Source organism: Humibacter ginsenosidimutans (assembly GCF_007859675.1).
Lineage (GTDB): Bacteria > Actinomycetota > Actinomycetes > Actinomycetales > Microbacteriaceae > Humibacter > Humibacter ginsenosidimutans.
In genome coordinates this window covers 1,173,821-1,197,728 of sequence record NZ_CP042305.1, presented here as the reverse complement: position 1 = coordinate 1,197,728, position 23,908 = coordinate 1,173,821, and the positions used below count along the sequence as shown (strand labels likewise).

22 protein-coding genes and 3 riboswitches are annotated in these 23,908 nt (G+C 68.2%); of the genes, 11 read left to right on the top strand and 11 right to left on the bottom strand.

Annotated elements, in window-relative coordinates; all coding sequences use genetic code 11:
- Positions 1-687 carry a hypothetical protein gene (locus tag FPZ11_RS05755; protein ID WP_210415961.1) on the bottom strand — a complete coding sequence of 229 codons (687 nt, stop codon included), beginning with the start codon at positions 685-687 and terminating at the stop codon, positions 1-3.
- 2 nt (positions 688-689) lie between these two features.
- Complete coding sequence (locus FPZ11_RS05750; protein ID WP_146319130.1) at positions 690-1,649, bottom strand: respiratory chain complex I subunit 1 family protein; 960 nt, start codon at positions 1,647-1,649, stop codon at positions 690-692.
- Positions 1,650-1,751: 102 nt separating this feature from the next.
- Positions 1,752-1,840, bottom strand: a riboswitch (Fluoride riboswitch).
- Positions 1,841-1,908: 68 nt separating this feature from the next.
- Positions 1,909-1,986: riboswitch (Fluoride riboswitch) on the top strand.
- Positions 1,987-2,011: 25 nt separating this feature from the next.
- On the opposite strand from FPZ11_RS05750, the gene eno reads away from it, so the two are divergent.
- The 3 genes from eno to crcB are packed head-to-tail and all read left to right on the top strand — an operon-like array spanning position 2,012 to position 4,273.
- Positions 2,012-3,316 (top strand): phosphopyruvate hydratase, encoded by a 1,305-nt coding sequence (eno, locus tag FPZ11_RS05745; protein WP_146319128.1) that lies wholly within the window; start codon positions 2,012-2,014, stop codon positions 3,314-3,316.
- A 43-nt stretch (positions 3,317-3,359) separates the two neighbouring features.
- Entirely contained in the window at positions 3,360-3,899 is a 540-nt protein-coding gene (locus FPZ11_RS05740) for a fluoride efflux transporter FluC (RefSeq protein ID WP_146319126.1), read from the top strand.
- Positions 3,896-4,273 carry a fluoride efflux transporter CrcB gene (gene crcB, locus FPZ11_RS05735; RefSeq protein ID WP_146319124.1) on the top strand — a complete coding sequence of 126 codons (378 nt, stop codon included), beginning with the start codon at positions 3,896-3,898 and terminating at the stop codon, positions 4,271-4,273. Before FPZ11_RS05740 ends, crcB begins: the two co-directional genes overlap by 4 nt.
- A 30-nt stretch (positions 4,274-4,303) precedes the next feature.
- Here the strand turns inward: crcB and FPZ11_RS05730 are convergent, their stop codons facing one another.
- Entirely contained in the window at positions 4,304-5,554 is a 1,251-nt protein-coding gene (locus tag FPZ11_RS05730) for an MFS transporter (protein ID WP_146319122.1), read from the bottom strand.
- An 8-nt stretch (positions 5,555-5,562) separates the two neighbouring features.
- On the bottom strand, positions 5,563-6,069 hold the full coding sequence (locus FPZ11_RS05725) for an inorganic diphosphatase (RefSeq protein WP_146319120.1): 507 nt from the start codon (positions 6,067-6,069) through the stop codon (positions 5,563-5,565).
- A gap of 171 nt (positions 6,070-6,240) precedes the next feature.
- Positions 6,241-6,304: riboswitch (Fluoride riboswitch) on the top strand.
- A 38-nt stretch (positions 6,305-6,342) separates the two neighbouring features.
- Here FPZ11_RS05725 and FPZ11_RS05720 point away from each other — a divergent pair.
- From FPZ11_RS05720 to FPZ11_RS05700, 5 genes are all read left to right on the top strand, one after another.
- Positions 6,343-7,938, top strand: a complete 1,596-nt coding sequence (locus FPZ11_RS05720; protein ID WP_146319118.1) for a MutS-related protein — start codon at positions 6,343-6,345, stop codon at positions 7,936-7,938.
- Entirely contained in the window at positions 7,935-9,479 is a 1,545-nt protein-coding gene (locus FPZ11_RS05715; protein ID WP_146319116.1) for a MutS-related protein, read from the top strand. The genes FPZ11_RS05720 and FPZ11_RS05715 overlap by 4 nt, the downstream gene beginning before the upstream one ends.
- Before the next feature lie 108 nt (positions 9,480-9,587).
- Complete coding sequence (gene ettA, locus FPZ11_RS05710) at positions 9,588-11,270, top strand: energy-dependent translational throttle protein EttA (RefSeq protein ID WP_146319114.1); 1,683 nt, start codon at positions 9,588-9,590, stop codon at positions 11,268-11,270.
- Positions 11,267-11,647, top strand: a complete 381-nt coding sequence (locus tag FPZ11_RS05705; protein ID WP_146319112.1) for a hypothetical protein — start codon at positions 11,267-11,269, stop codon at positions 11,645-11,647. The genes ettA and FPZ11_RS05705 overlap by 4 nt, the downstream gene beginning before the upstream one ends.
- 23 nt (positions 11,648-11,670) lie before the next feature.
- On the top strand, positions 11,671-12,306 hold the full coding sequence (locus FPZ11_RS05700; protein ID WP_210415960.1) for a histidine phosphatase family protein: 636 nt from the start codon (positions 11,671-11,673) through the stop codon (positions 12,304-12,306).
- A 306-nt stretch (positions 12,307-12,612) separates the two neighbouring features.
- Here FPZ11_RS05700 and FPZ11_RS05695 read toward each other — a convergent pair whose 3' ends face one another.
- Positions 12,613-15,015: a dynamin family protein gene (locus tag FPZ11_RS05695; protein ID WP_168203745.1), complete on the bottom strand. Its 2,403-nt coding sequence runs from the start codon at positions 15,013-15,015 to the stop codon at positions 12,613-12,615.
- Between the two features lie 271 nt (positions 15,016-15,286).
- On the opposite strand from FPZ11_RS05695, the gene prpB reads away from it, so the two are divergent.
- Entirely contained in the window at positions 15,287-16,186 is a 900-nt protein-coding gene (gene prpB, locus FPZ11_RS05690; protein ID WP_146322725.1) for a methylisocitrate lyase, read from the top strand.
- Positions 16,187-16,190: 4 nt separating this feature from the next.
- Here prpB and FPZ11_RS05685 read toward each other — a convergent pair whose 3' ends face one another.
- A complete protein-coding gene (locus FPZ11_RS05685; protein ID WP_146319106.1) occupies positions 16,191-17,573 on the bottom strand; it encodes an FAD-binding oxidoreductase in 1,383 nt (460 codons plus the stop codon).
- 371 nt (positions 17,574-17,944) lie between these two features.
- Here FPZ11_RS05685 and FPZ11_RS05680 point away from each other — a divergent pair, with 371 nt between their 5' ends.
- Together FPZ11_RS05680 and FPZ11_RS05675 are read left to right on the top strand one after the other, a co-directional pair.
- Complete coding sequence (locus FPZ11_RS05680) at positions 17,945-18,739, top strand: CoA transferase subunit A (RefSeq protein ID WP_146319104.1); 795 nt, start codon at positions 17,945-17,947, stop codon at positions 18,737-18,739.
- 2 nt (positions 18,740-18,741) lie between these two features.
- Complete coding sequence (locus FPZ11_RS05675) at positions 18,742-19,377, top strand: CoA transferase subunit B (RefSeq protein WP_210416017.1); 636 nt, start codon at positions 18,742-18,744, stop codon at positions 19,375-19,377.
- On the opposite strand, the gene FPZ11_RS05670 is transcribed toward FPZ11_RS05675, so the two are convergent.
- The 5 genes from FPZ11_RS05670 to FPZ11_RS05650 all read right to left on the bottom strand — a co-directional run bounded on the left by FPZ11_RS05670 (position 19,361) and on the right by FPZ11_RS05650 (position 23,893).
- A complete protein-coding gene (locus FPZ11_RS05670) occupies positions 19,361-20,206 on the bottom strand; it encodes an FAD:protein FMN transferase (RefSeq protein WP_246846548.1) in 846 nt (281 codons plus the stop codon). The genes FPZ11_RS05675 and FPZ11_RS05670 overlap by 17 nt on opposite strands.
- Positions 20,207-20,216: 10 nt before the next feature.
- The gene (locus FPZ11_RS05665) at positions 20,217-20,744 is read right to left on the bottom strand and encodes an FMN-binding protein (RefSeq protein ID WP_146319102.1); all 528 of its coding nucleotides are present in this window, start codon (positions 20,742-20,744) and stop codon (positions 20,217-20,219) included.
- 34 nt (positions 20,745-20,778) lie between these two features.
- Positions 20,779-22,212 (bottom strand): ferredoxin reductase family protein, encoded by a 1,434-nt coding sequence (locus FPZ11_RS05660; protein WP_146319099.1) that lies wholly within the window; start codon positions 22,210-22,212, stop codon positions 20,779-20,781.
- Between the two features lie 155 nt (positions 22,213-22,367).
- Positions 22,368-23,111 carry an ABC transporter permease gene (locus tag FPZ11_RS05655; protein WP_146319097.1) on the bottom strand — a complete coding sequence of 248 codons (744 nt, stop codon included), beginning with the start codon at positions 23,109-23,111 and terminating at the stop codon, positions 22,368-22,370.
- Positions 23,108-23,893: a COG4705 family protein gene (locus FPZ11_RS05650; protein WP_146319095.1), complete on the bottom strand. Its 786-nt coding sequence runs from the start codon at positions 23,891-23,893 to the stop codon at positions 23,108-23,110. Before FPZ11_RS05650 ends, FPZ11_RS05655 begins: the two co-directional genes overlap by 4 nt.
- Positions 23,894-23,908: the final 15 nt, after the last annotated feature.

Here is a 23,908-nt window from a genome sequence, read left to right as displayed (position 1 = left end):
TCAGCCTCGCAGTCGGTCGAGGGCGACGGTGGAGAACGACTTCGTGCGGTCGCTCTGCACCCTGATGAGAACGCCGAACACCACGACGGCGACGAGCAGGTCGAACAGGAACGCCACCTCCAGAATGAGCGGCAGGCCGGCCGCGATCACCAGCGACGCCATCGAGACTCCGTTCTCGAGCGAGAAGAATCCGATGGCCTGGCTGATCACGTCTCGTCGCAGGATCATCAGCACGAACGAGACGAGCACGACGGCCATCGACAGGCTGAGTGCCGCCGCCGGCAGCACCTCGGAGTGGATGCCGAGAGCGCCGATCGCGAAGAATCCGAACGCCGCCACGAGGATCGAGATGATCACCTCGCTCGCGACGCCGAGGGAACCGCTGCCCGCGATCTCCGCCCGGCTGTCGCGCAGCTGGCTCATCATGACGAGCGGCACGATGACGGCCTTCAGCAACAGCGAGAGCACGGCGAGTATGAAGAGCTCCGGTACACCGCGGCCGACCGCCACGACACCGGCCAACACACTGACCGCGACCGACTGTGCAGCGTAGAGCCGTACCTGGGCGCCGAAGAGGGACGCCCGGAGCATGCCGAACTCGAGCAGCAGCACGATCACGGCCACGGTGTTCGCGGTGCCGTCGAAGACGGTGGGCGCTGGGCGCGCCACGGCGAGGATGTCGATCACGGCTATCCGCCTCCGAGATAGAGCGTGAAGATGGCCAGCACAGCCAGGAGGAAAGCCGCGGACACGAACTCGGTGATGCGGAACAGCCGGAGTTTCGCGAAGGTGTTGTCGATCACACTCACGACGACGCCGACCACGATCGCCTTGGCGATCAGCGCGACGATGGCGAACAGCACCGGCCCGAGGTCTCGGGTCGAGGCAAGACCCCATGGCGCCGCGAACACGTTGAGGAAGAGTGTGTAGAAGATCAGCTGCTTCGCGGACGAGCCCCACTTCAGCAACGCGTAGTAGGGACCGGAGTGCTCGAACGGGCGCGCCGTTTCGATCATTCCCAGCTCGATCGTGCCGGTGTGCGTCTCGATGGGGATGCGCCCCGTCTCGTACAGGATCACCATGAACAGCGCCGCCGATGCCAGAAGGTGAGCCGGTCGTACAAGCTGAGCCGGTCCGCTCGTGACGGTGGCGGCAAGCACATAGGGAAGGTCGGTGGAGGTGACGAGCGCCACGGTGAAGACGACGAGCAGAACCACAGGCTCGGTGATGGCGCCGAAGGTCTTCGCGCGACTTGCACCGAGCTGCGCGTACGGGTCTCCCGTCTCCGCTGCAGCGGCGGCCACCATGAAGCTCGCGAACGCGAGGATGATGCCTCCGCCGAGGATGTCGCCCATATTCCCGAGCGGCAACGCGTACGTGGTGAGCACCGGGATGAGCATGGGCACGGTGAGGTAGCACGCGAACGCGAGAACCGGCGCAAGCAGGAAAAGCGGCCCACTGTGCAGCGGTGCGAGGCTCTCCTTGCGGAACAGCTTGGCGAGGTCGTAGTAGGGCTGCAGAATGCGTGGTCCGCGCCTGCCCTGCATTCGCGCTTCGATCCGTGAGATCACGCCCGTGATGCCGGGAGAAGCGAAGACGATCGTCGCAACCTGCAACGCCTGGATGACGGGAAGCGACAGGGTCAGCATGGGTCCGCCGACCGTGCGAAGCGCCTCGTATGCGCACAGAACTCGCGGGTGCGGCTGACCGCCGCGCGGACCCACGAGCCTGTGCGCATACCTGTTCCCTTCGGGGAAACAGGCGCTATCAGCACGTGGGCGGTTCGGAACCGAGAAGGTTCGGAAGTCGGATCCCGGCGAGCACCATCGCCGGTCTCAGTAGACCAAACGGTGCCGCGGCCGTCAAGGATCTCGTTCTTTCGGCGTGTTCGCCGCCGTGCTGTACCCTCGAAACCTGGGCGATGGGGTATCCGCCCGAGCGCTGCGCGCACGAACCGCCACGTCGGCTGATGACTCCTACCGAACTCATCCCGAGTCGAGGTAGGTGAACCATGTCCAGCACAGCCCCTTCAGGCATCCAGGATGTTCTGCACGGCGGCCGGCTGTCGATCACGTCCGTGCGGGCCGAGCAAGTGCTCGACTCCCGCGGGTGGCCGACGATCTCGGTCGCGCTCACGCTCGACGACGGGTCGGTGCACGAGGCAGCCGCTCCCGCCGGTGCATCCACCGGCGCGTTCGAGGCGGTTGAGCTGCGCGATGACGCTCCCGAATACTCCGGACGCGGCGTGCTGAATGCCGTTGCCGGCGTCGAGGGCGCGGTGGCGGCGACGCTCACCGCGACCCCGTGGGATGGCATCCGCCAGCTCGACGATGCGCTGCGAGAGCTCGACGGCACGCCGAATCTGGCGAGGCTGGGAGCCAATGCCATCGTCGCGGTGTCGATGGCGGCATCCCGCGGCTTCGCCCACCTCGCCGGAGTGCCCCTGTACGTGTGGATCGCCGCCCAGACCGGCTCCGACCCGTTGATGCCGGTTCCGCATTTCAATGTGCTCAACGGCGGCGCGCACGCCGCGAACGACCTCGACTTCCAGGAGTTCATGATCGCTCCTGTCGGAGTGGGCTCCGAGCAGGATGCCGTGCGCGCGGGCTCCGAGACCTACCACGCTCTGCAGGCGGCGGTGCGCGACCAGTTCCACACCGCCGGTCTCGGCGACGAGGGAGGTTTCGCTCCTCCGATCGCGAATCCGGTGCAGGCGCTCGATCTGCTGGTGGCCGCGATCGCGACCGCCGGATACACGACCGACCAGGTGAAGGTCGCGATCGATCCGGCGGCGAACGGCTTCTACCTCGGTGACGGCAACTACCAGGTGGACGGACGACGCCTCGATCGCCGCCAGCTCGTCGACTACTACGACGGGCTGCTGGGCGACTACCCGATCTGGAGCCTCGAAGACGGCATGGCGGAGAACGACTTCGAGGGCTGGCAGCTGCTCTTCGAGCGAGTCGGCGATCGAGCACAGGTGATGGGCGACGATCTCTTCGTGACCGATCCCGCGCGCATCCGCCAGGGTGCAGCCGAGCACTACGCGAACAGTGCGCTCATCAAGGTGAACCAGATCGGCACCGTGAGTCAGACGTTCGACGCCATCGCCGCCGCGCGTGAGAACGACATGACCTGCATGGTCTCCCATCGCTCGGGCGAGACGCCCGACACGTTCATCGCCGACCTGGTGGTCGGCACAGGCGTCGGGCAGATCAAGTCGGGCGCCCCGGCCAGGGGAGAACGCGTCGCCAAGTACAACCGCCTGATGAGCATCGAGCGCAGCGAACCGCGGCTGCGCTACGGACTGCGCTGACACGCCCTCGAGAGGAACGACCCTGAACGACGAGACGACCACCATGACCCCGCCGCAATCGGATGCCGTGGGCCGGCCGCACCCGACGGCGTCGCACGACCTGCCGATCGACAGCGACATCGAGGTCGCAGACGCCAGGCCGCCCTCGCGTCCTCGCCCCGTGCACCTGCGCTGGTCGTACCTCGGGGTGGTCGCGCTCGGCGGGGCCGTCGGCACCGCGGCGCGCGAGGCTCTGAGCCTGGTCATCCCGGCCGGCGTGTTCCCGCTCGGCATCTTCGTGATCAACGTCACGGGCGCGTTCGCTCTCGGTGTGGTTCTCGAGACCCTGCTGCACCTGGGCGGCGACGAGGGCGTGCGGCGCACGCTCCGCCTGCTGATCGGCACCGGGTTCATGGGCGGCTACACCACCTACAGCACGCTCGCGGTCGGCGTCGCGCAGACGTTCGTGGGGGGCCACGCGTGGGTGGGCATCCTCTACGGCGTGCTCACGGTGATCGTGGGCGCGGCTGCATCGTTCGCCGGCATCGCCGTCGGCGGAGAGATCCAGCGCTGGCGCGCCCTGCCGGGAAGGAAGAGCAGATGAACCCGGGCGTCTTCGCGGCCCTGTGCGTCGCCGGCGGCGCGGGCTCCGCCCTGCGCTTCTTCGTCGACGGGCTGATGCGCTCGCGGGTGAGGTCGGTCTTTCCGTGGGGAACGGCGGTGATCAACGTGTCCGGATCGCTCGTGCTCGGCCTGCTCACCGGACTGACGCTGAGCTCGTTGCTCGCGCCGGCGTGGGTTCTCGTGCTCGGCACCGGACTGATGGGCGGCTACACCACCTTCAGCACGGCGAGCATCGAGACCATGCGGCTCGTCCAGGAGCGCGAGTACGTGATGGCGATCACGAACGGGTTCGTCGTGCTCGTCGCCACGGTCGCGGCGGGCTTCGGGGGACTCTGGCTCGGCTCGGTGCTGTGATCGGCTCGGTGCTGTGATCGACGATGTGGTTCAGCGCTCTGCGAGCCTGAGCCGATCCTGACGGCGACCGCTGAGGGCCGCGAAGCAGGATGCCGCCATCCACGCCGCCGCGTACGCGAACGCCCACAGCGGACCGGCCGTGGCGTAGACGATGCCGCCGACTACGGTGGCCGTGAGGTCGCCGCCGGCCTGCACGAGGCCGAGCATGCCGAACCCGGAGCCGCGCAGGGCGTCGGGAAGGGCGTGCGCGATAAGCGTCGACTGCGCGGTCTCGCCGAGGCCGATGCCCACGCCGCCGAGCACGAAGAACACGAGAACGGCCGGCCAGACATCGGGTGCGAACGCGAAGCCGAGATAGGCGACCACATACGCCGCGGCGCCGAGTGCCAGCACCGTGCGCGGCCCGATGCGGTCGATGAGTGCGCCCGCCGGCACCGCGATCAGGGCCGCCGCGGCGTTGTAGGCGGCGTAGAGCACCGTGGCCAGGCCCGTCGCCTGCGACTCGGTCATACCGCCGTCGAGGAAGAGCTGGTACGCCCGCAGGATCAGCAGTGTGGCGGCCAGGTTTCCGCCCTCGAACAGCGCGACGGGAACGAGCGCTCTGGCGAGACCGGTGCCGCGTAGCCGGCGGTAGCCCTCGACCAGTCGCGCCCGTGTCACCACCCGCTCGCCGGCATCGGTCGTGAGCTTGCGAGCCTGGCGAGCGGCCACGCCGATCGCGACGGCGGCGAGCAGGCCGGGCACCACGGAAAGCAGGATCGCCGGGCGCAGCCCGAGCCACACAACGAGAGCCCCGCCGAGCAGCGGTCCGACGACCGCGCCGAGGTTGTCGCCCGCGCGCTCGACACCGTAGGCGCGGCCGTAGGCGCCGGATCCCGCGAGCGATGCGAGCATGCTGTCTCTCGCCGGAGAGCGGAACCCGCGCGCGATCCACGCGATACCGCGCAGCACACCCACCTGCCACACCGCGGTGGTGAGCCCGATGGCGGCCGTCGCCACGGCGGTCGTGGTGTATCCGGCGCCGGCGACCGTACGCCGGCGGCGCGGATCGTCGGCGAGCGGGCCGCCGGCCAGCTTGGCCAGGCCGGTGAGAGCATCCGCCACACCGTCGATGATGCCGAGCGCCGCCGCCCCTGCGCCGAGCACGCTCGTGATGAACGCGGGCAGCACCGACGTGACGAGCTCGTGGCCGGCATCCGACAGAAAGCTCGTCGCTCCGATGCTGAACACGCCGAGGGTGAGCCAGCGCGGGCGGCGGGCATCCTCGTGTTCGGTCGCCATCGGTGCGGTCAGCTCTCGTACGTCTCGCCGTAACGGAATGCTCGCTCAGCGTCGTGCAGCAGCACTTCTGCGTCGCGACGAGGCGCGAAGCCGTGCACTGTGACGAATTTGCCGGGCTCGAGCTCCTTGTAGTGCGCGAAGAAGTGGGCTATCTGATCACGGGTGGTCTGCGGCACATCGTCGATGTCGCGCAGGTCGTTCCAGCGCGCGTCGCCGTCGGGAACGGCGATCAGCTTGTCGTCGTGGCCGTTCTCGTCGTCCATGCGGAACAGGCCGATCGGACGGATACGCACGACCACTCCCGGATAGGTCGGCTCGTCGAGAAGCACGAGCGCGTCGAGCGGATCGCCGTCGTCGGCGAGGGTGTCCTCGATGAACCCGTAGTCGGCCGGATAGACCATGGCCGTGAACAGCGTGCGGTCGAGCCGCATCCTGCCGGTCTCGTGGTCGACCTCGTACTTGTTCCGACTGCCGGCCGGGATCTCCACGACCATCTCGATACCGCTTGCAGACATGGTGCTACCTCCTTGAAACGAGGTAGGAAGCCATCAGCGTGTGCGGTTCAGGCGACGGTGCCTCGGCGGGATCCATCGCCGTGCTCACATGCTATTGCCTCTCGAGTGCCGGAACGCAAGGCTCGACGGCGCGGTGATGGCGATTCCGTGCCCGCTCGTGCAGACTGGTAGACGGAACACGGCGATGGAGCTCGCCGCAACCGCGGAATGACCCGCTGATGGCTTCTACCGGCACCGACCGACCCTCGGTGCACGTCTAGGTAGGAGCCACGGGTGATCAATCAGAATCTCGAATTGCGCAGCGACCAGGCGGCAGAGGCCGCGACGGGCCCATCGTTCCGAAGCCTGCTCTCTCCCGGCCCCGAAACGACGTTGGCCACCGGCGAACCGGAGTGCTTTCACGACCTCGGACTCGATCAGCTCGTCGAGGCGATCGCGACGAACCGAGCAGAGTACGACCTCGTGCCGATCTATCGCACGCCGACACGAGACCCCGAGGTTGTCGTGTATCGCCAGGAGGTGTACACCGATCTCGCGCAGCAGCCGGTGCACGACGCCGTGTCGACCTTCGCCGAACAGTTGAGGCTGCATCGCGCACGAATGCAGCAGGCGTCGAAGCTGTATGCAGCAGAGCAGCGGCCGTTCTGGATGCTGTCCGGCATGCTCACGTACTACGCCGCCGTGCGCGCGTTCAGCGCCGCACTCACGGAGTTGACGTTGCACTCGAACGGCTTGAACGCGCTGCGCGAGTGGCTCGCCCAGCTGGTCGGGAGCGAAGCGTTCATCTCGGCGGAACGCGAAGGGCGAGAGATCAGAGCAGAGCTCGACAGCATCCACTTCACGGTGCGCATCGACGGACTTCGCGTCGAGGTCGCTCCGTTCGCCGACGAACCGGACTACAGCGGCGAGGTCGAGGCCACGTTCGCCCGATTCCGACAGGGCGACGTGAAAGAGCACCTCGTGAGGTTCCGAGAGTACGTGGATGTCGATCGCGTCGAAGAAGGCGTTCTCCAGTTGGTGGCACAGGAGAACCCGACTGTCTTCGCTGCCTTGCGTGAGTACGTGACGACCAGACAACGCCGGTACCTCGATCCCACGGTCGCCCGCGTCGATCGAGAGCTTCAATTCTTCCTCTCGTATCGCGAGCACGTCGCGCCCATGATCGAGGACGGACTCGCGTTCTGCATGCCGAACGTGTCGTCATCGAAAGAAGTCTCGGCTCGTCACACGTTCGATCTGGCACTCGCCTCACGGATGGGGCGAGAGCGTGCTTCGCTCGTCACCAACGACTTCGAGCTGCGACGGGGCGAACGGCTCATCGTGGTCACCGGCGCGAACCAGGGCGGAAAGACGACCTTCTCACGCACGTTCGGCCAGCTGCACTGGCTGGCGGAGTTGGGGCTTCCGGTGCCCGGAGAGGCCGCGTCGCTCTTCGCATTCGACGACATCTACACGCACTACGAGCAGCAGGAAGACGTCACGAGCCTGCGCGGCAAGCTGGAGGACGAGCTCGTGCGCATCCACGACATCCTCGAGCGCGCGACGGGTGACAGCGTCGTGATCCTGAACGAGATCTTCAGTTCGACGACTCTCGATGACGCGGTACTGCTCGGCACCGCCGTGCTGAGGCAGATCATCGCTCGCGACATCCTCGCGGTGTGCGTCACGTTCGTGGATGAGCTCAGCACCTTGAGCGACACGACGGTGAGCCTCGTCGCTGCCGTGGATCCGGCGGAGCCGACGAAACGCACCTTCAAGCTGGAACGGCGACCGGCCGATGGCCTTGCCTATGCACTCGCCCTGGCCGACAAATACCATCTGCGCGGTCCGCAGATCATCGAAGCGATCGCTGGGGAGGCGCACCGATGAAGACGTATCTGCTGTTCGCCGATCGCGACCTGCCCGCCGAACCGAATCCGCTTCCGAACGCGGAGGCGCTCACTGAGGACCTCGGCCTCGACCCGCTGATCGCGGCGATGGGCACCGGCGACGGGTTCCTCGAGGATGCCGCACGCAGGTTGCTGCTCGAACCGCTCGTCGATGTCGACGACATCCTCTACCGGCAACAGGTTCTCAGCGACTGCATGCGAAACGAGGGCATCGTGCGTGAGTTGTATGCCCTCGCGTTGGATGCGTTCACGAGGCAGCGCAAGGTCTACGGGTGGCTGAGCGACCGCAATCCGGGCGCAACGCTCTCGCACGCGGTGCAGGTGCTGGAGATCTTCGTCTCCGAACTGCGCACCCTGCGACTGATCGCCGTCGATCACGCCCACGAGTTCGAGTCGGCAGGCTTCCGCCGCTTCTTCGAGATGACCGTGCGTGAGCTGGATGACGCCTACTTCGCCGAGATCGACCGTCACCTGCGGCGACTGCGCTTTCGCGGCAGCGTGATGATCAGCGCGCATCTCGACCGCGGCGGCAAGCCGTCGGCGCTCGTGCTTCGACGCCCGGAGCGGGAGAAGCGCACCATCGGTGAGCGGTGGAGCGCGCTGACGCACCCGATTCCGGCATTCCGCATCGCCGAGCGTGATGAGGCAGGTGCCGACGCCCTGAACGAGTTCCGCGGGAAGGGCATGAACCTGGTCGCCGACGCGCTGGCCAGGTCGACCGATCACATCTTGAGCTTCTTCTCGATGCTGCGGCTCGAGCTGGGTTTCTACATCGGATGCCTGAATCTCATCCACGCGCTCGACGACCGCACCCAGCACACATCGATGCCCGTTCCGGTCGCGCAGGCGCAGCAGATGTTCGCGTGCGACGAGCTCTACGACCCGAGCCTGGCGCTCGTCGGCTCCGCGGCAGGCGGCGAAGGCGTCGCCGTCGTCGGCAACACCATCGATGCAGGCTCGCACCCACTCATGATGGTCACCGGGGCCAACCGCGGGGGCAAGTCCACCTTTCTGCGAAGCAGGGGTCTTGCCCAGCTGATGATGCAGGCAGGCATGGTCGTGCCGGCTCGGGCAATGACGGCGACGGTCGCGTCTGGTGTCTTCACGCACTTCAAGCGCGAAGAAGACACCGAGCTGGCCAGCGGCAAGTTCGACGAGGAACTGGCGCGCATGAACGAGATCGTCGGACAGATCACGCCCGCCTCGCTCATGCTGTTCAACGAGTCGTTCGCCGCCACGAACGAGCGCGAGGGGTCGGAGATCGCCAGGCAGATCGTGCGTGCTCTGCTCGATTCGGGCATTCGCGTGGTCTACGTCACGCACCTGTACGATCTCGCGCACGGTTTCGTCGGCGATGCCGACGCCTTCTTCCTTCGAGCCGAACGGGAGCGCACGTTCAGGCTCGTCGTCGGAGAGCCGTTGCCGACGAGTTTCGGAGGGGACCTCTATCGCGACATCTTCAGGACGGATCCGGCGAACGGACGACCTGTCGAGGCATTCGCGACGACGAGAGGGACCTGAGCGACAACGTGGTGGAGGGGCTCACCATAACCGCGACGAATGCCAATGGCCCCTACCTGACCGACGTCCGTGCAGTTCTGCGGACGGCAACGGAAGGTAGGAGCATCCATGGCCGCGACACAGTGGTGTTTTCAGCTCAGCCACGTGAGGGTGGCGAAGGGCGAGAAGGTCATTCTCGACGACGTCTCGCTGACGTTCCTGCCCGGCGCGAAGATCGGCGTCGTCGGGCCGAACGGCGCAGGCAAGTCCACGGTGCTGCGCGTCATCGCGGGTTTGGAGACGCCGTCGGCCGGAGAGGCGACGGGCGCGCCAGGGGTGAGCATCGGCATCCTTCTGCAGGAGCCGCGGCTCGATGACACCAAGACGGTGCTGGGCAACGTGCAGGATGCCGTGGCCGAGACCACGGAGATGCTGCGGCGATTCAACGAGATCGCCGAGCGCCTCGCCGAGGATTTCTCCGAGGAGCTGCTGGCCGAGCTGGGCGAGCTGCAGCACGAACTGGATCATCGCGACGCATGGGATCTGGACTCCCGCCTCGAGCAGGCGATGGCCGCTCTCGACTGCCCGCCGCCCGACACTCCTGTCGCGGATCTCTCGGGGGGAGAGCGCCGTCGGGTCGCACTCTGCGCACTCCTTCTGCGCCAGCCCGATCTGCTTCTGCTCGACGAGCCGACCAATCACCTCGACGCCGACAGCACGGCGTGGCTCGAACAGCACCTGGCCGCATACCCGGGCACGGTCATCGCGGTGACGCACGACAGGTACTTTCTTGACAACGTGGCGCAGTGGATCCTCGAGCTCGATCGCGGACGTGCGTACGCCTACGAGGGCAACTACACGACCTACCTGCAGACCAAGCAGGAGCGGATGGCGATCGAGGGAAGGAAGGACGAGAAGCGGCGTCGGCGCATCCGCGAGGAGTTGGCCTGGGTGCGCGAGGGTGTGAAGGGCAGGCAGCGCATCTCCGCGGCGCGGCTGTCCCGGTACGAGGAGATGGCGGCGGAGGCCGAGCGCACGCGCAGGCTGGACTTCGACGAGATCCAGATTCCGCCGGGGCCGCGACTGGGCACGCTCGTGATCGACGCCGTGCACGTCTGCAAGGGGTTCGGTGATCGTCCGCTCATCGACGATCTCTCGTTCTCGTTGCCGCCGGGCGGAATCGTGGGTGTTCTGGGGCCGAACGGAGTCGGCAAGACGACGCTGTTCGAGATGATGGCCGGCCGACAGCATCCCGACTCCGGCGAGTTCGTCATCGGTGAGAGCGTACGCATCTCCTACGTCGACCAGAGCCGAGCGGGCATCGACTCCGAGGAGACGGCGTGGCAGGCGGTCTCAGGCGGCAGAGACGTCATCACCGTCGGACAGGTCGAGATTCCGTCGCGCGCCTACATCGCCGCCTTCGGGTTCAAGGGGTCGGCGCAGCAGAAGCCCGTTCGCCTGTTCTCCGGCGGGGAGCGCAACCGGCTCAACCTGGCGCTCACCTTGAAACAGGGCGGCAACGTGCTGTTGCTCGACGAGCCGACGAACGATCTCGACACCGAGACTTCGGCGAGCCTCGAAGCCGCGCTGCTCGACTTTCCCGGGTGCGCGATCGTCACCGCGCACGACAGGTGGTTCCTCGACCGGGTGGCCACGCACATCCTCGCCTGGGAAGGCACGGAGCAGGATCCCGCGCGCTGGCACTGGTTCGAAGGCGACTTCGCGGGCTACGAGGTCGACCGTGCGGCCCGTCTCGGCCCGGATGCCGCTCGGCCGTCGCGCGGAGCGCACCGCAGGCTGGCGAGGGGGTGAGCGCCGTGTACGACGACAACGTGTTCGACGACAATCGGTTCGACGGTGGTCTCGACGACGAGACTACGGTGGTCTCACGAGCGGAGGCGATCCTCGCACACGCCACGCTCGTGACGCACGAGGAGTTCGCGGTCAGATCGCTGGAGGGCACCTTCGGTGTGGCGTTCGCGCCGCTCTTCGTGGAAGCACCCGTCATCCACGCGGTCACGCTGGAGGGGCGGCACATCGGTCGCGTACGCCGGCTCAACCCGCATCATTGGCCGGAGCGCTGGGTGGCGGTGCCGCTGGGCGGAGCGGCGTACGGATGCTTCGACTCGGCAGTCCGCGCCGCGGAGGACCTTGCGGTGATGACCGCGGCTTCGCCAGGGTGGAACTGACGGCAGGCCGAAGGGTGGACCAGGTGAACGACGCCGCGCATTCTCACACGCTGTATCTGGTGCGGCACGGCCGCACGGCGCTCAACGCGGAGGGCCGCCTGCGCGGGCACGCGAACCCGCCGCTCGACGAGATCGGACTGAAAGAGGCCGAAGCGGTGGGTGAGGTGCTCGCGCGCACGGGGCCGGTGCACGTGTACTGCAGTCCGCTCGACCGGGCGGTGAGAACCGCCGAGGCGATCGGCGAGCTCTGCGGAGCCCCGGTGCAGGCCGATCCGCGGTTCATGGATCGCGACTACGGGCCATGGACGGGCCAAGTGCGTGAGGAAGTGATCGCGCGGTTCGGAAGCGTGGATGCCGCGCCCGGCGTCGAGCCAACGGCATCCGTGCTGGAGCGCGCCCGTCCAGCACTCGACGCGGTGCTCGACGACGCTGCCCGTTCCGGCCTCGATGGCCCGGTCGTGGTGGTCACTCACGACGCCGTGATCAAGCCGTTGATCCGCGCGATCGATCCGTCGCACACCGACCTCACGACTCCGACCGGTTCGTGGAACGAGCTCGTGCGCGAAGGCGGCGTGTGGACCGTCGTGCTGGTGGATCAGGTTCCGCGGACCTCCGGGGGATCGGCGCCGCCCGGGAAACCGGCGATGTCTCCGCAGTGAGCGCGTTGAGCACGAACATCGCGGTGTCCTCGGCGGCATCGATGTCGACCGTGGCGGTCCACACGTCGTAGAGCGCCTCGCCCGACTCGGGATGGTGGCGGTCGACGGGCGCAATCCAGCCGGGAATGCCCTTGTCGGCGAGCGCACGCAGCAGCGCGTCGGCGATCGGATGCGGTGCGCGGGCGAGTTCCGCCCAGAACAGCGCGTCCAGCCCGTTGCCGTACCCGACGGGAGGCAGCCAATAGGCTCGGCCGGTCGCGATCAGGTCGGACGCGGCGATCGGCCGCTCGTCGAATCCGCTCACGGTCACATCTCCGCGTCGCCGTCGAGTGACGTCGGTCGCGCCAGCAGTGGATCGCCGGCGATCATCAGCAGCGCTTCGCGGTACGCGTCGCTCTCCTCGACGGTGAGTGACGACACGGCGAGAGCTTCACGCTTGAGCGCATACGCGCGCATGTCCTCCGCGTGCCGGTGCAGGTTCTCCGCGAGGCGCCGCGCGAGACACCGCAACGCTTCGGGCCGGAGGCCGACCGCGGCGGCCGCCTCGAGGTGCCGCATGCACACGGTCGCACCGCCGTCTGCGGTGTCGAGCGCCCAGAGGGCATCCCGCTCCGCATCGGCGACCACCCGGCACACCGGACAGGCCTCGGGGTTGCCGCCGAATTCCGTCGCCGCGTCGAGCAGGCTGGATGCCGTCGGTGCGGCATCCAGTGTCTCCGCGGCTCGCGAGACCAACGGCGCATAGGCCGAGGCGATGCCGACGGGCGAGGCCAGCGAAGCGTAGGTCCAGGTGTGCTGCGCGCACAGTCCTCCGATGTGCGCGAACTCCGCCTGATCCCGATCACGGGTGGCGACGAAGAACTGGCGGTGACGCAGGTCTTCGATCAGCGCGGTGCGCTCGTGAGCGCAGACGACGCAATCGAACGGCGCGGGTCTGGCGGGCGTCGGGCGCGCCGCCTCGTGGAGTGACGGCGTCGGGCGATGCGCGGGCCCTGCGGTGCGCTGTCGTCTCGAGCGATCCGTGAGGTTGTCGCCGACGGCATCCAGTCGGGCAGCGATGCGCGCGATCGCGTCTCGCTCGAACTCGGAGGGTGGGGCTTGGAGGTACCGCTCGAGGCGAGCGCGACTGTCGTTCGTGCGGCGCGCGGCGTCGCGTCCGATCCACTCGGCACGGCGGTCGTTCTGCTCGTGCAGGTGATCGCCGAAGAGGCCGAGCACTCGATCCGCTTGACGGTCGCGGCGTTTTCGCGAGCGCGTCTGTACGCCGTGATCGTCGGGTCGCTCAGCGGCGTCACGCACGATGCTGAATGCCCCGAATCCCGGCAACTCCTGGGAGGCCCAGGGTGTGGACACGGCATCGCCGTCGAGCTGCACGGTGTCGAGCGCCGACGACAGGGCGGCGTCGAGGGTAGGGCCCAGCTCGTCTGCCCGCCGGAGCACGGCCGCAGCCGATGCCTCCGACAGAGATGCGGTGATCGCCGACCACCAGGCAGGCGTTCCGGGCGTCGGCGCGGCGTCAACAGTGGATCCGGCGCTGTCCAGATCGACCGGCGCACCGGCATCGTCTGCATGCGCCCAGGCATCGACCATGAGGTCGTGCCATTCCTGCCGGTGTGCCGTCAGCGCCACGTCGAGCGTGTGCTGCGAGTCCTCGCGCATCGCGGCGACCACGCGGGCGCGTTCGGTCTCCGCACGTCCGGCGGCAGCCGACATGGTCGTGCGCAAGACGATGGCCTCGGCCTCGGAGAGGTGCGCGGCCCGCTCGCCGAGGTCGAGCATCCGCCGTTCGTCGGTGAGGATGCCGCGTGCGACATCGAGCGCCGTCGCGAGCGCCACGGGGGCGCGCACCGACGTGAGCGTCGCCTCCAGGCGCGCCTGGAAGGCATCCATGCCGCCGTCGGGAATCGCGGCCGCAGAGAGACTCGCCGGCATTGCCGTCAGCTCGCCGCCGCCGAGTCGATGCCGCAAGCCTTGCAACGCGGACAACGCGAACACCTCGGGTGACTCGCGGCGCGCCGACTCGAGCAGCGTGCGCTCCACGAAGCCGACGACCGCATTCGTCTGGTCAGTGCTCACCAGATCCACCTTGTTCACGACGCAGAACACCGGCGCGCTCGGCGGCACTGCCGCCAGCAGCTCGAGTTCCGGCGTGGTCAGCGCGGAGTCGACGGCGGTGACGAGCAGAACGGCGTCGGCATCGGGCAAGAAGTCTCGTGCCGCCAGCGCCCCACTCAGGTCGGTTGATCCGACCCCCGGCGTGTCCACGAAGGTGAGGCCCAGCCGTAGAAGTTCGGCCGGGACCTCCAACTCGACGCGCACCACCTCGAGCTGGGCGCGGGTGCTGCTCTCTCTGGCCACGAGCCGGGGTACCTCTTCGAAGGTGGTGGGCATCGCCAGGTCGCTGCCGCGCCGGTAATACAGCGCCCGTGGCTCAGACCCGTACCGGATGACGGTGATGACCGAGGTCATCGGCAGAATGCCCGTCGGCAAGAACTCGGCACCCAGAAGTGCATTCATGAGCGTTGTCTTGCCACGGCTGTGCTGACCCACGATGGCGACGGCGAACCGGTCGTCTGCGAGTCGTTTGAGCAGGCGCCGGCACGCTGCTTCGATCGCTTCGTTCTGCCGCGCCCGAGCCAGGTAGAGCAGCGAGCGTGTGGCGTCGCCGAGGTCGAGGCGCAGGTTGCGGTATCGCTCCAACAGGTCCATCGTGCTCCCTTCGCGTCCTAGGACGGACGGAACAGAAGCCATCAGGCCCACATGGCCGGTGCGCGAGCTTCATCGCGTGTCTCTCTCCTTCAGCGTGAGACGGTGGCCGCGGAACGTCAAGTGCCGGGCAACCGCGCCGGTGCTACGCGATGCTCGCGGTCGACGGATCCGTGCGGCCGGCGCAGGCTCCGCCCGGTCCCCGCTGTTACGGTCGATACGCACGGCGCGAGCACCACGTTCGCGCGTGACGACGGGTCGAAAGGATGCCTCCATGCTGTACTCCGGCAAGTCTCCGGCCGCGAAGCGCGCCGACTTCCGTTCCGCGCTCGCGTCGGGTGAGCTGCTGCGCTTTCCCGGTGCCTTTAACCCGCTGAGCGCCCGCCTCATCGAGCGCAAGGGCTTCGAGGGCGTCTACATCTCTGGTGCCGTGCTCTCCGCCGACCTCGGCCTTCCCGACATCGGCCTCACAACGCTCACCGAGGTGGCCGGCCGTGCCAAGCAGATCGCGCGGATGACCGACCTGCCTGCGATCGTGGATGCCGACACCGGCTTCGGAGAGCCGATGAACGTGGCCCGCACGGTGCAGGAGCTCGAGGATGCCGGACTCGCCGGCACCCACATCGAAGACCAGGTGAACCCCAAGCGCTGCGGCCACCTCGACGGCAAGCAGGTGGTGGACGAGCACACCGCGTTGCAGCGCATCCGGGCGGCGGTGGATGCGCGCAGGGACCCGAACTTTCTCATCATGGCGCGCACCGACATCCGCGCGGTGGACGGCCTGCAGGCAGCTGTCGACCGGGCGAAGGCGCTGGTGGATGCCGGCGCCGACGCGATCTTCCCCGAAGCGATGGCGACGCTCGAGGAGTTCGCCGCGGTGCGGGCCGCGGTCGACGTTCCGCTGCTGGCCAACATGACCGAGTTCGGCAAGAGCGAGCTCTTCACGGTGCAGCAGCTCGCCGACGTGGGCATGAACATCGTGATATGGCCGGTGTCGTTGCTGCGCCTGGCGATGGGTGCCGCGATGCGGGGGCTCGACGAGCTGACCGAGAACGGCACGCTCACCGGCAGGCTCGGCGAGATGCAGCACAGGTCGGAGCTCTACGACCTCATCGACTACGAGGCCTACAACCACTTCGACACATCGATCTTCAACTTCACGATCGAGCGCTGAACTGTCAGCGGATGCTGTGCCCCGCCTGGAACGTCGCCTGCGGGTCGACGCGTGCCGCGACCGACGCGAGCCGATCGCAGGCGTCGCCGTAGACATCCGCAGCGTCGACGGCGTCGTCGATGAACGTCGGCACCCTGGAGTGCAGCAACGACCATGGCTCGAGCGCCTGGACGAGCGAGCTCGCCGAGGCTCGGCCGTGTGCGACGGCCTCCGGCGTCGGCGCGATCGCGACGGCGTAGAGCGCGTATGCGCCGTCGATGCTCGACACGGCGCCGCCGTCGTCGGAGCGTCGGGCGAACGCACCGCCCAGCTGCCGAAGCTCCGCCGAGAGCAGGCCGGAGCGCGTGCCGGGTCCCACCTGATCGAGGTAGGCGTCGATGGTGTCGTCGGACAGCTCGCCCAACACGCAGTGGCCGCTCACCGCGGGCGACGGCCGGGGCGGGTCCATGTGCATCAGAGGCAGTTCGGAGGTCGGGATGCGCCGCACCGTGTCGATCTCCGGTTGCAGTGCACGCAGGGGCGCGAGCAACGCGGATGCCCGTTCGTCTGATTCGAGGAACGCACCGTCGACCACGATCACGTCGCGCCCCGCGAGGAAGGGCGGCAGGTCGGGAAGCGGTGGAAAGCTCATGACCCGTAGTGACGTCGTGACGGACTCTGGGGCATCCACCGTCAGATCGCGCCATGCACGCATCACATCGACCGCTCGAGAGCGGTCCCACAGCATCATGCCGGCCACGACATCGGAGTACGGCACGAGTTCGACCTCGATCGCCGTGACGATGCCGAAGTTGCCGCCGCCACCGCGGAGCGCCCAGAACAGGTCGGGATCGTGCTCGGCGTCGACGCGACGCAGCCCACCGTCTGCGGTGACGAGCTCGACGGCGCGCACGCTGTTCGCGCACAGTCCGTGCTTGCGGCCGTAGAACGACAGGCCTCCGTTGAGCGCGAATCCGGCGACGGCGATGCCGCCTGCACTGCCATGCAGCCCGGTCAGCCCGTGCGGATGCGCCGCCGCGACCACGTCGTCCCATACTGTGCCGCCGAGCACGCGAGCGACGCAGGCCCGCTCGTCGACGCTGACGCCGGTGAGGGAGGTGAGTCGCACGAGAACGGTGGAGGCGAGGTCGACGCTCGACAGCAGCATCCCCGCGTGGCCCGTGCTCATGGGTGCGAGTCGGAGGTGCGCATCGGCGGCGGCGCGCACGACGGCCTGCACGTCGGCGACCGACTCGGGCACGGCTACGGCTGCCGGGGCGAGCACAGCGGCCGTGTTCCACGGTGTGCGGGCGGCGTCGTAGCCGTCATCGCCCGGCAGGAACAGGCGGCCGGGCAGGAGCCCGCGCAGGGATTCGGCGGCCTCGGCCGCAGACAGCACATCGGTCATGGGCGTCCCCTTCGGATGATGCGCCGAGAGGGACTCCCTCGACGTGCAAGGTGAGACAAACTCAGTATCACGCAGTGGGTCATCCTCTGCCATCCCCGGTCTGCGGGGTCCCGCCGCCTCGTGGCCTCGGCGGGCGACGGCGGTGATGCCCGGCGGATGCCGCGATCTCGACACGATTCCGTGCACCCGCGACGTCGGCGTGCCACGCTGAGAGATGAGCTCCGGCGAGTGTCACGACACGCTCGCCGACAGCGCACGCGACGAGGCGGGTCGACGCATCCCCAGAAGGGAAGGCGACCCCTGGCAGGCGAGGAGGCCGGCATGCAGCATCATCCAGCGACCGTGGACGCACCCGGAGGAGGTGGTCGGCGGTGATCGACAAGGTGGTGGGTTCTGCGGCGGATGCTGTGGCGGACGTCGTGGACGGGTCGAGTCTGGCGGTGGGTGGTTTCGGCCTGTGCGGTATCCCGATGGTGCTGATCGATGCGCTGCTGGCGTCGGGGGTGCGGGATCTGTCGGTGGTGTCGAACAACTGTGGTGTGGATGATTGGGGGCTCGGTGTGTTGTTGGCGGCGCGTCGGATTCGGAAGATGACGTCGTCGTATGTGGGGGAGAACAGGGAGTTCGAGCGGCAGTTCCTTTCCGGCGAACTGGAGTTGGAACTCACGCCCCAGGGGACGTTGGCGGAGAAGTTGCGGGCGGGTGGCAGCGGGATCGCGGCGTTCTTCACGCAGACCGGGGTGGGTACGCAGGTGGCGGAGGGTGGTCTGCCGCGGCGCTACAACGCCGACGGGTCGATCGCGGTGGCGTCCCCGCCGAAACCGGTGCAGCCGTTTTCCGTCGACGGTGTCGTCAAGGACTTCGTGCTGGAGGAGGCGATCAGCACGGATTTCGCGTTGGTGCACGCGAAGCTCGCGGACCGGCAGGGCAATCTGGTGTTCGACAAGTCGGCGCGTAACTTCTCCCCACTGTGCGCGATGGCGGGCCGGGTGTGCATTGCCGAGGTGGAAGAGGTGGTGGATGCCGGCGGCATCGACCCGGATGCCGTGCATCTTCCCGGCGTCTACGTCGACCGCATCGTGGTGGTCGGTCGTGATGTGGAGAAGCGCATCGAACGCCGCACCGTGCGGGCCGCGGCGTCAGCCGCCGAGCGTGGGGAGGCGTGATCGTGTCGTTGAGTCGTGAGCAGATGGCGGCGCGTGCTGCCCGGGAGTTGCCGGATGGTGCGTATGTGAACCTCGGGATCGGGTTGCCGACCTTGGTGCCGAATTTTGTGCCCGACGGGGTGACGGTGGTGTTGCAGTCGGAGAACGGCATCCTCGGCGTCGGCCCCTACCCGAGCGAGGACGCCGTGGACCCGGACCTCATCAATGCGGGCAAGGAGACGGTGACGTTGCTGCCCGGTGCGGCGTTCTTCGACTCGGGGATGAGCTTCGGGATGATCCGCGGCGGCAAGATCGACGCCGCGATCCTGGGCGGCATGCAGGTGTCAGCCACGGGGGATCTGGCGAACTGGATGATCCCGGGAAAGATGGTCAAGGGTCCTGGCGGTGCGATGGATCTGGTGCACGGCGCCCGGAGGGTGATCGTGCTGATGGAGCACGTCGCCCGTGACGGGTCCCCGAAGATCGTGAACGCGTGCAGCCTGCCGTTGACAGGCAAGGGCGTGGTGGACCGCATCATCACCGACCTCGCCGTCATCGACATCACCGACGACGGTCTGCGGCTGGTCGAACTGGCCCCCGGCGTCACCGTCGACCAGGTCATCGCCGCCACGGAGCCGCCGCTCACGATCGCGGTGTGACCGTCGTGAACGTCACGGGGCCGAGCTCGACCCCGTCCGCCCAGCGGCGGATGCGCCCGTCGGGTGCGACCAGGACGCCCGAGCGGATCCCGGCGGTGGTGATCCAGGAGAGGTCGTCGAACCCCGCGATCACCGCGATCGTCGCCCAGAGGTCGGCCGTCTCCAGGCTCCCGGCGACGACGGTGGCGCTCAGCACGGAGGCAGCCGCCGCACCGGAGCGCGGGTCGAGAATGTGAGACCCGCGCTCCGCCGTGCCGGAGGTCGCGACAGCGCCGCTGACGACCTGAACTGTCGCGACGACGGCGCCGGGATGCCACGGGTCGGCGATGCCGATTTCCCACAGCCAGTCCGCTCCCTCCGCCGTGAACAGCTGCAGGTCGCCACCCACGCCGATGCCTGCGGCGTGCACCGAAGGATGCTCCGTGAGCGGCTCGAGCCATCGTCGCGCCGCCCGCTCCACGGCCCACCCCTTCACGTAGCACGTCGGGTCGAACCACCCGGCGTGCCAGGCGTCGAAGAGGCCGCCCGTCGCATCCTTCGCCGCCGCGCACGCGTCCACGACGACCGACACGAGAGGATCGGCGTCGTCGACGGAGAGCATCCCGGCGCGAATGCGCGAGACGTCGGATTCTGGTCGGAACGGCGAGAACACGGACTCGACGTGGTCGAGCTCGTCGAGGCACGCCTCGATCGCGCTCTCGACTCGGGCGTCGGGCGATTCGCCGATGACGTGCACGCTCGCCACGGTGCCCATCAGCTCTCGCGTGCGCACCGTGCGGCGACGTTGAGACCCTGTGGCGTTCGCTCGCATCGTGCTCGACGGGGTCATGCTCTGCCCGTCACGCGTGCGCGTCGTCGAGTGCACTCTGCAGCGACTGCAGGTAGCCCTCGCTCGTGAAGGTGGCCCCCGAGACCATGTCGATCTTCGAGCTCTGCGCGTTCATCGTCTCGGAGACGAGCTGAGGCACGGCGCGCTGATTGATCTGCTCGTCGCGGAAGCTCTCCGTCGGATACACCGGAACCGAGACCTTGGTGATCCTGCCTCCCGAGACCGTGACCTCCACCTGCACCGGCCCGTAGCGGGTGTCGGCGGAGGCACCGGTATACGTGCCGTCCTTGAGGCCGCTCGACGACGAGGTGCTCGACGACGCTCCGTCGGACGAGCTCGACGAACCGGAGCCGGACGAACTCGAGCCCGTCGAACTCGCAGCACCCGATCCCGATGTGCCCGCGCCGCTCGACCCGGTGCCGGTCGCCTCCCCGCCCGTTGCGGTCGTGGGACTCACCGCATCCAGCGACGTGCGGTAGCTGAACAGCAGAACCACACCCGTCACGGTGGCGAGCAGCCCGTAGATGATCTTCTTCATCGCGCTCTCCCCGGTTCCATCTCGCAGCGCCGTGTCATATCGAGAACCTCTCGGTGTGGATGCGCGTGGCCGGCATGCCCGCCGCCCGCAGATCGTGCGTCACGCTCTGCATCCACGGCTCTGGCCCGCACACGTACGCGTCGTGATCCTCGAGGTCCGGTGCGAGAGAGCGCAGCAGGTCACCGCCTCGCCACGCGGCGTGCGATTCGGGCAGCCACGTCGACTCGCCGCGCGAGCGACGGCCGTCCAGGCGCACGTACCGCACGCCGCGGGTGCGCACCAGATCACCGATCGCGTGCAGCCGCAGGCCGTCGCCCGGCACGCTGTCACGCGCCACGATGGTGGCGTCGCCCTCGCCGTAGTCTTCGGACTCCAGCAGCGACACCAGCGGTGTGACGCCGGCACCCGCGCCGATCATCAGCAGCTTGCGGCCGTGGCGCTCGCGTCCGGTGAGCCGGCCGAACGGGCCCTCGAAGAGCACCGTCGTGCCGGGCTTCAGCGCCGTGAGGCGCCGCGTTCCGTCGCCGAGCACTCTGGCCGAGATGACGAACTCGTCGCCTGCGGGAGCGGCAGCCAGCGAGAAGGGATGCCCGCGCATCCATCCCGCCCCGTCGAGGAATCGCCACACGAAGAACTGACCCGACACGGCACGCAGTGCGGCGAGGTCACGTCCCCGCATGCGCACCAGCACCCCGCGGTCGCCGTCGGGCTCGACCGACGTGACCCGCACCCTGTGCCGCAGCGAGCGGGCGGCGGGGATCACGATGCGGTACGCGACGACGGAAGCCGCAGCGAGTGCCCAGAGCGTCCACCAGTAGACGGTCGCGGGAACGGAGGTGAGGAAGTCGGCGCCAGTCCAGAGCATGTGCGGGATCGACAGGCCGATGCCGAGGTAGGCATAGAGGTGCAGGAGGTGCCACGACTCGTAGCGCAGGCGCCGACGAGCGCGGCGCAGCGACGTGATGACGACCATCACGAGCAGCGCCGTGCCCGCGGTGGCGAGCAGCATGCCCGGGTAGTCCCAGACGAACTGCCAGGCCTGCACCACCAGGTCGGTGCCGCTCTCGACGGCGTAGCCGATGGTGATGAGCACGATGTGGGCCAGCATGAGCCAGAACGACCAGAAGCCGACGAGCCGGTGCATCCTCGTCACGCCGTCGCGGCCGAATCCGCGCTCGAAGACGGGAATGCGGGCCATCAGCAGCACCTGGTAGAGCAGCAGGTTCGCCGACACCAGGCCGGTGATTCGGCCGAGTGTGGTGATGGTGTCGGAGTCCCAGCGCAGCAGGTCTTCCACTCCGCCGCCGGAGAGCCACAGGGCGACAACGAAGAGGCTGGTGAGCCAGACGATGGCGACGGCGGCGAGCCGCCAGCCGTCGGTGCGGCCGCGTTCGACGGAGAGGCCGGGGCGCGGGCGCGCGGCGGTGGCCGACGTTCTCCCCGGCTGCTCGTGTCGATACGTTGTCATATTTCGATCGTGCGGAGACGGCTATGAGGACGTTGTAAGAATCGGGCTCTCCCAGACAGGTCGGAGAAGACCCATAGTCGCGGCCAGGTCTCCGTCTCGGAGCGAGCGGGAGACGGCAGGTCTGCGGACGTCGTGCGGGCTCGGGTCCGTCGGGCTCAGGTCAGTGCAGAGGGCCTCATGCGCAGCGGCGACATCCAGGTGACGACCATCACCGCGGTGATGGCACCGGCGGCCATGATGGCCGCCAGCACCACGATCTGGAATCGCCCGGCCTCCAGCGGTGAGACGCCGCCGAAGATCGCGCCGACGAAGGCGCCGGGAAGAGTGACGAGCCCAGTGGTCTTGGTCTGGTCCGTCGAGGGGATGAGCGCGGCGTAGACGGCGTCGCGGGCGAGCGTGTGGGTGGACTGGCGCGGGGTCGCGCCCAGTGACATCCACGCCTCCACCTGGTCCCAGCGGTCGCGCACGAGCTCGACGAAGCGCCGTCCGGCGAGCGTCGCGATGGTCATGGCGTTGCCGATGACGATGCCGCCGATCGCCAGCACGTAGCGTGCGGTGAACGCGATCGTTCCCGTGGCGAACACGATCGTCAGCGTGAGCGCGATGCCGGCGCCCATTGCGGTGACCATCATGAGGGCGTGCTGCACGCTCCATCCGATGCGCTTGATCGCCGTCGCGCACGCGACGCCGAACATGACGAGCAGGGCGAGCGCCACCCAGTACCCGTTGGTGATGACACCGGTGAGGATGATGCTCACCACCGCGAGCTGGAGCACCCCGCGCAGCACGGCGAGGGCCGGCGCGAAGCGGCGCGGCGCCCCGTAGAACCAGAGCACACCGGTGGCCAGCGCCATCAGCACGGCCACGCCGATCAGGCTGTGCAGCAGCACGGAGGTCATGAAGCGAGGCTACGGGTGCGCACGCCCCTCCTGCTCGGCACGTACATGGCGACGACGAGCGCCGCCATGAGCAGCACCAGCACGAGTGCGACAGGGCCGTCGCCCAGGCCGAGGCCGCCTGCGGAGCGCGGCTTGCCGAGAGCATCGGCGATCGAAGCGCCGAGCGGACGCGTCACCACGTATGCGAACCAGAAGCAGAAGACGCCGTTCCAGCGCGCGAGACGGAAGCCCAGCACCGGAACGAGCATGACGAGTGCGAAGACGACGATCGACGCCGCATATCCGAGACCCAGGCCCACGGCGGCGAGATCGCCGAGCGCCGTGCCCATGGCGAAGGTGGCGATCACGGCTGCCCAGTAGAAGAGCTCGCGCCGTGTGGTGACGATGTCGTGCACCGACAGCGTGCCTTCCACACGCCACCACACGAGGAACACCGCGGCGAGCGCCAGGGCGTAGAACGTGGTGCTCACCGCATACGGCACACCGAGCGCGACGTGCATCACGTCGGCCGCCATCGTGCCGAAGACCGCGACCATGCCCACGGTCAGCCAGTACGACCAGGGCGAGTAGCGGCCGCGGGTGAGTTGCACGATGAGCGCGATCACGAACAGCACGAAACCGCAGAGCACGGCGACCACGGGCGGCAGCACGTGGATCGAGTAGTCGGAGACGGCCTCGCCCATCGCCGTGGAGACGGCCTTCGTGATCCAGAACGACGGCGTGGGTTTCGGAACGCGAGTGAAGGGCGTACCTGGGCTGCGAGTGTCGGCGGGGCGGGGCATCCGTGGTCTCTGTCG

What these genes read in the sequence shown, in the direction of transcription:
- FPZ11_RS05660 (WP_146319099.1), bottom strand. Translation starts at nt 22,212, where the DNA reads ATGACAACGTATCGACACGAGCAGCCGGGGAGAACGTCGGCCACCGCC.
- FPZ11_RS05685 (WP_146319106.1), bottom strand. Translation starts at nt 17,573, where the DNA reads ATGACCGATGTGCTGTCTGCGGCCGAGGCCGCCGAATCCCTGCGCGGG.
- FPZ11_RS05750 (WP_146319130.1), bottom strand. Translation starts at nt 1,649, where the DNA reads ATGCTGACCCTGTCGCTTCCCGTCATCCAGGCGTTGCAGGTTGCGACG.
- FPZ11_RS05730 (WP_146319122.1), bottom strand. Translation starts at nt 5,554, where the DNA reads ATGGCGACCGAACACGAGGATGCCCGCCGCCCGCGCTGGCTCACCCTC.
- FPZ11_RS05725 (WP_146319120.1), bottom strand. Translation starts at nt 6,069, where the DNA reads ATGTCTGCAAGCGGTATCGAGATGGTCGTGGAGATCCCGGCCGGCAGT.
- FPZ11_RS05665 (WP_146319102.1), bottom strand. Translation starts at nt 20,744, where the DNA reads ATGAAGAAGATCATCTACGGGCTGCTCGCCACCGTGACGGGTGTGGTT.
- FPZ11_RS05715 (WP_146319116.1), top strand. Translation starts at nt 7,935, where the DNA reads ATGAAGACGTATCTGCTGTTCGCCGATCGCGACCTGCCCGCCGAACCG.
- FPZ11_RS05655 (WP_146319097.1), bottom strand. Translation starts at nt 23,111, where the DNA reads ATGACCTCCGTGCTGCTGCACAGCCTGATCGGCGTGGCCGTGCTGATG.
- ettA (WP_146319114.1), top strand. Translation starts at nt 9,588, where the DNA reads ATGGCCGCGACACAGTGGTGTTTTCAGCTCAGCCACGTGAGGGTGGCG.
- FPZ11_RS05740 (WP_146319126.1), top strand. Translation starts at nt 3,360, where the DNA reads ATGACCCCGCCGCAATCGGATGCCGTGGGCCGGCCGCACCCGACGGCG.
- FPZ11_RS05650 (WP_146319095.1), bottom strand. Translation starts at nt 23,893, where the DNA reads ATGCCCCGCCCCGCCGACACTCGCAGCCCAGGTACGCCCTTCACTCGC.
- prpB (WP_146322725.1), top strand. Translation starts at nt 15,287, where the DNA reads ATGCTGTACTCCGGCAAGTCTCCGGCCGCGAAGCGCGCCGACTTCCGT.
- crcB (WP_146319124.1), top strand. Translation starts at nt 3,896, where the DNA reads ATGAACCCGGGCGTCTTCGCGGCCCTGTGCGTCGCCGGCGGCGCGGGC.
- FPZ11_RS05670 (WP_246846548.1), bottom strand. Translation starts at nt 20,206, where the DNA reads ATGACCCCGTCGAGCACGATGCGAGCGAACGCCACAGGGTCTCAACGT.
- eno (WP_146319128.1), top strand. Translation starts at nt 2,012, where the DNA reads ATGTCCAGCACAGCCCCTTCAGGCATCCAGGATGTTCTGCACGGCGGC.
- FPZ11_RS05695 (WP_168203745.1), bottom strand. Translation starts at nt 15,015, where the DNA reads ATGGACCTGTTGGAGCGATACCGCAACCTGCGCCTCGACCTCGGCGAC.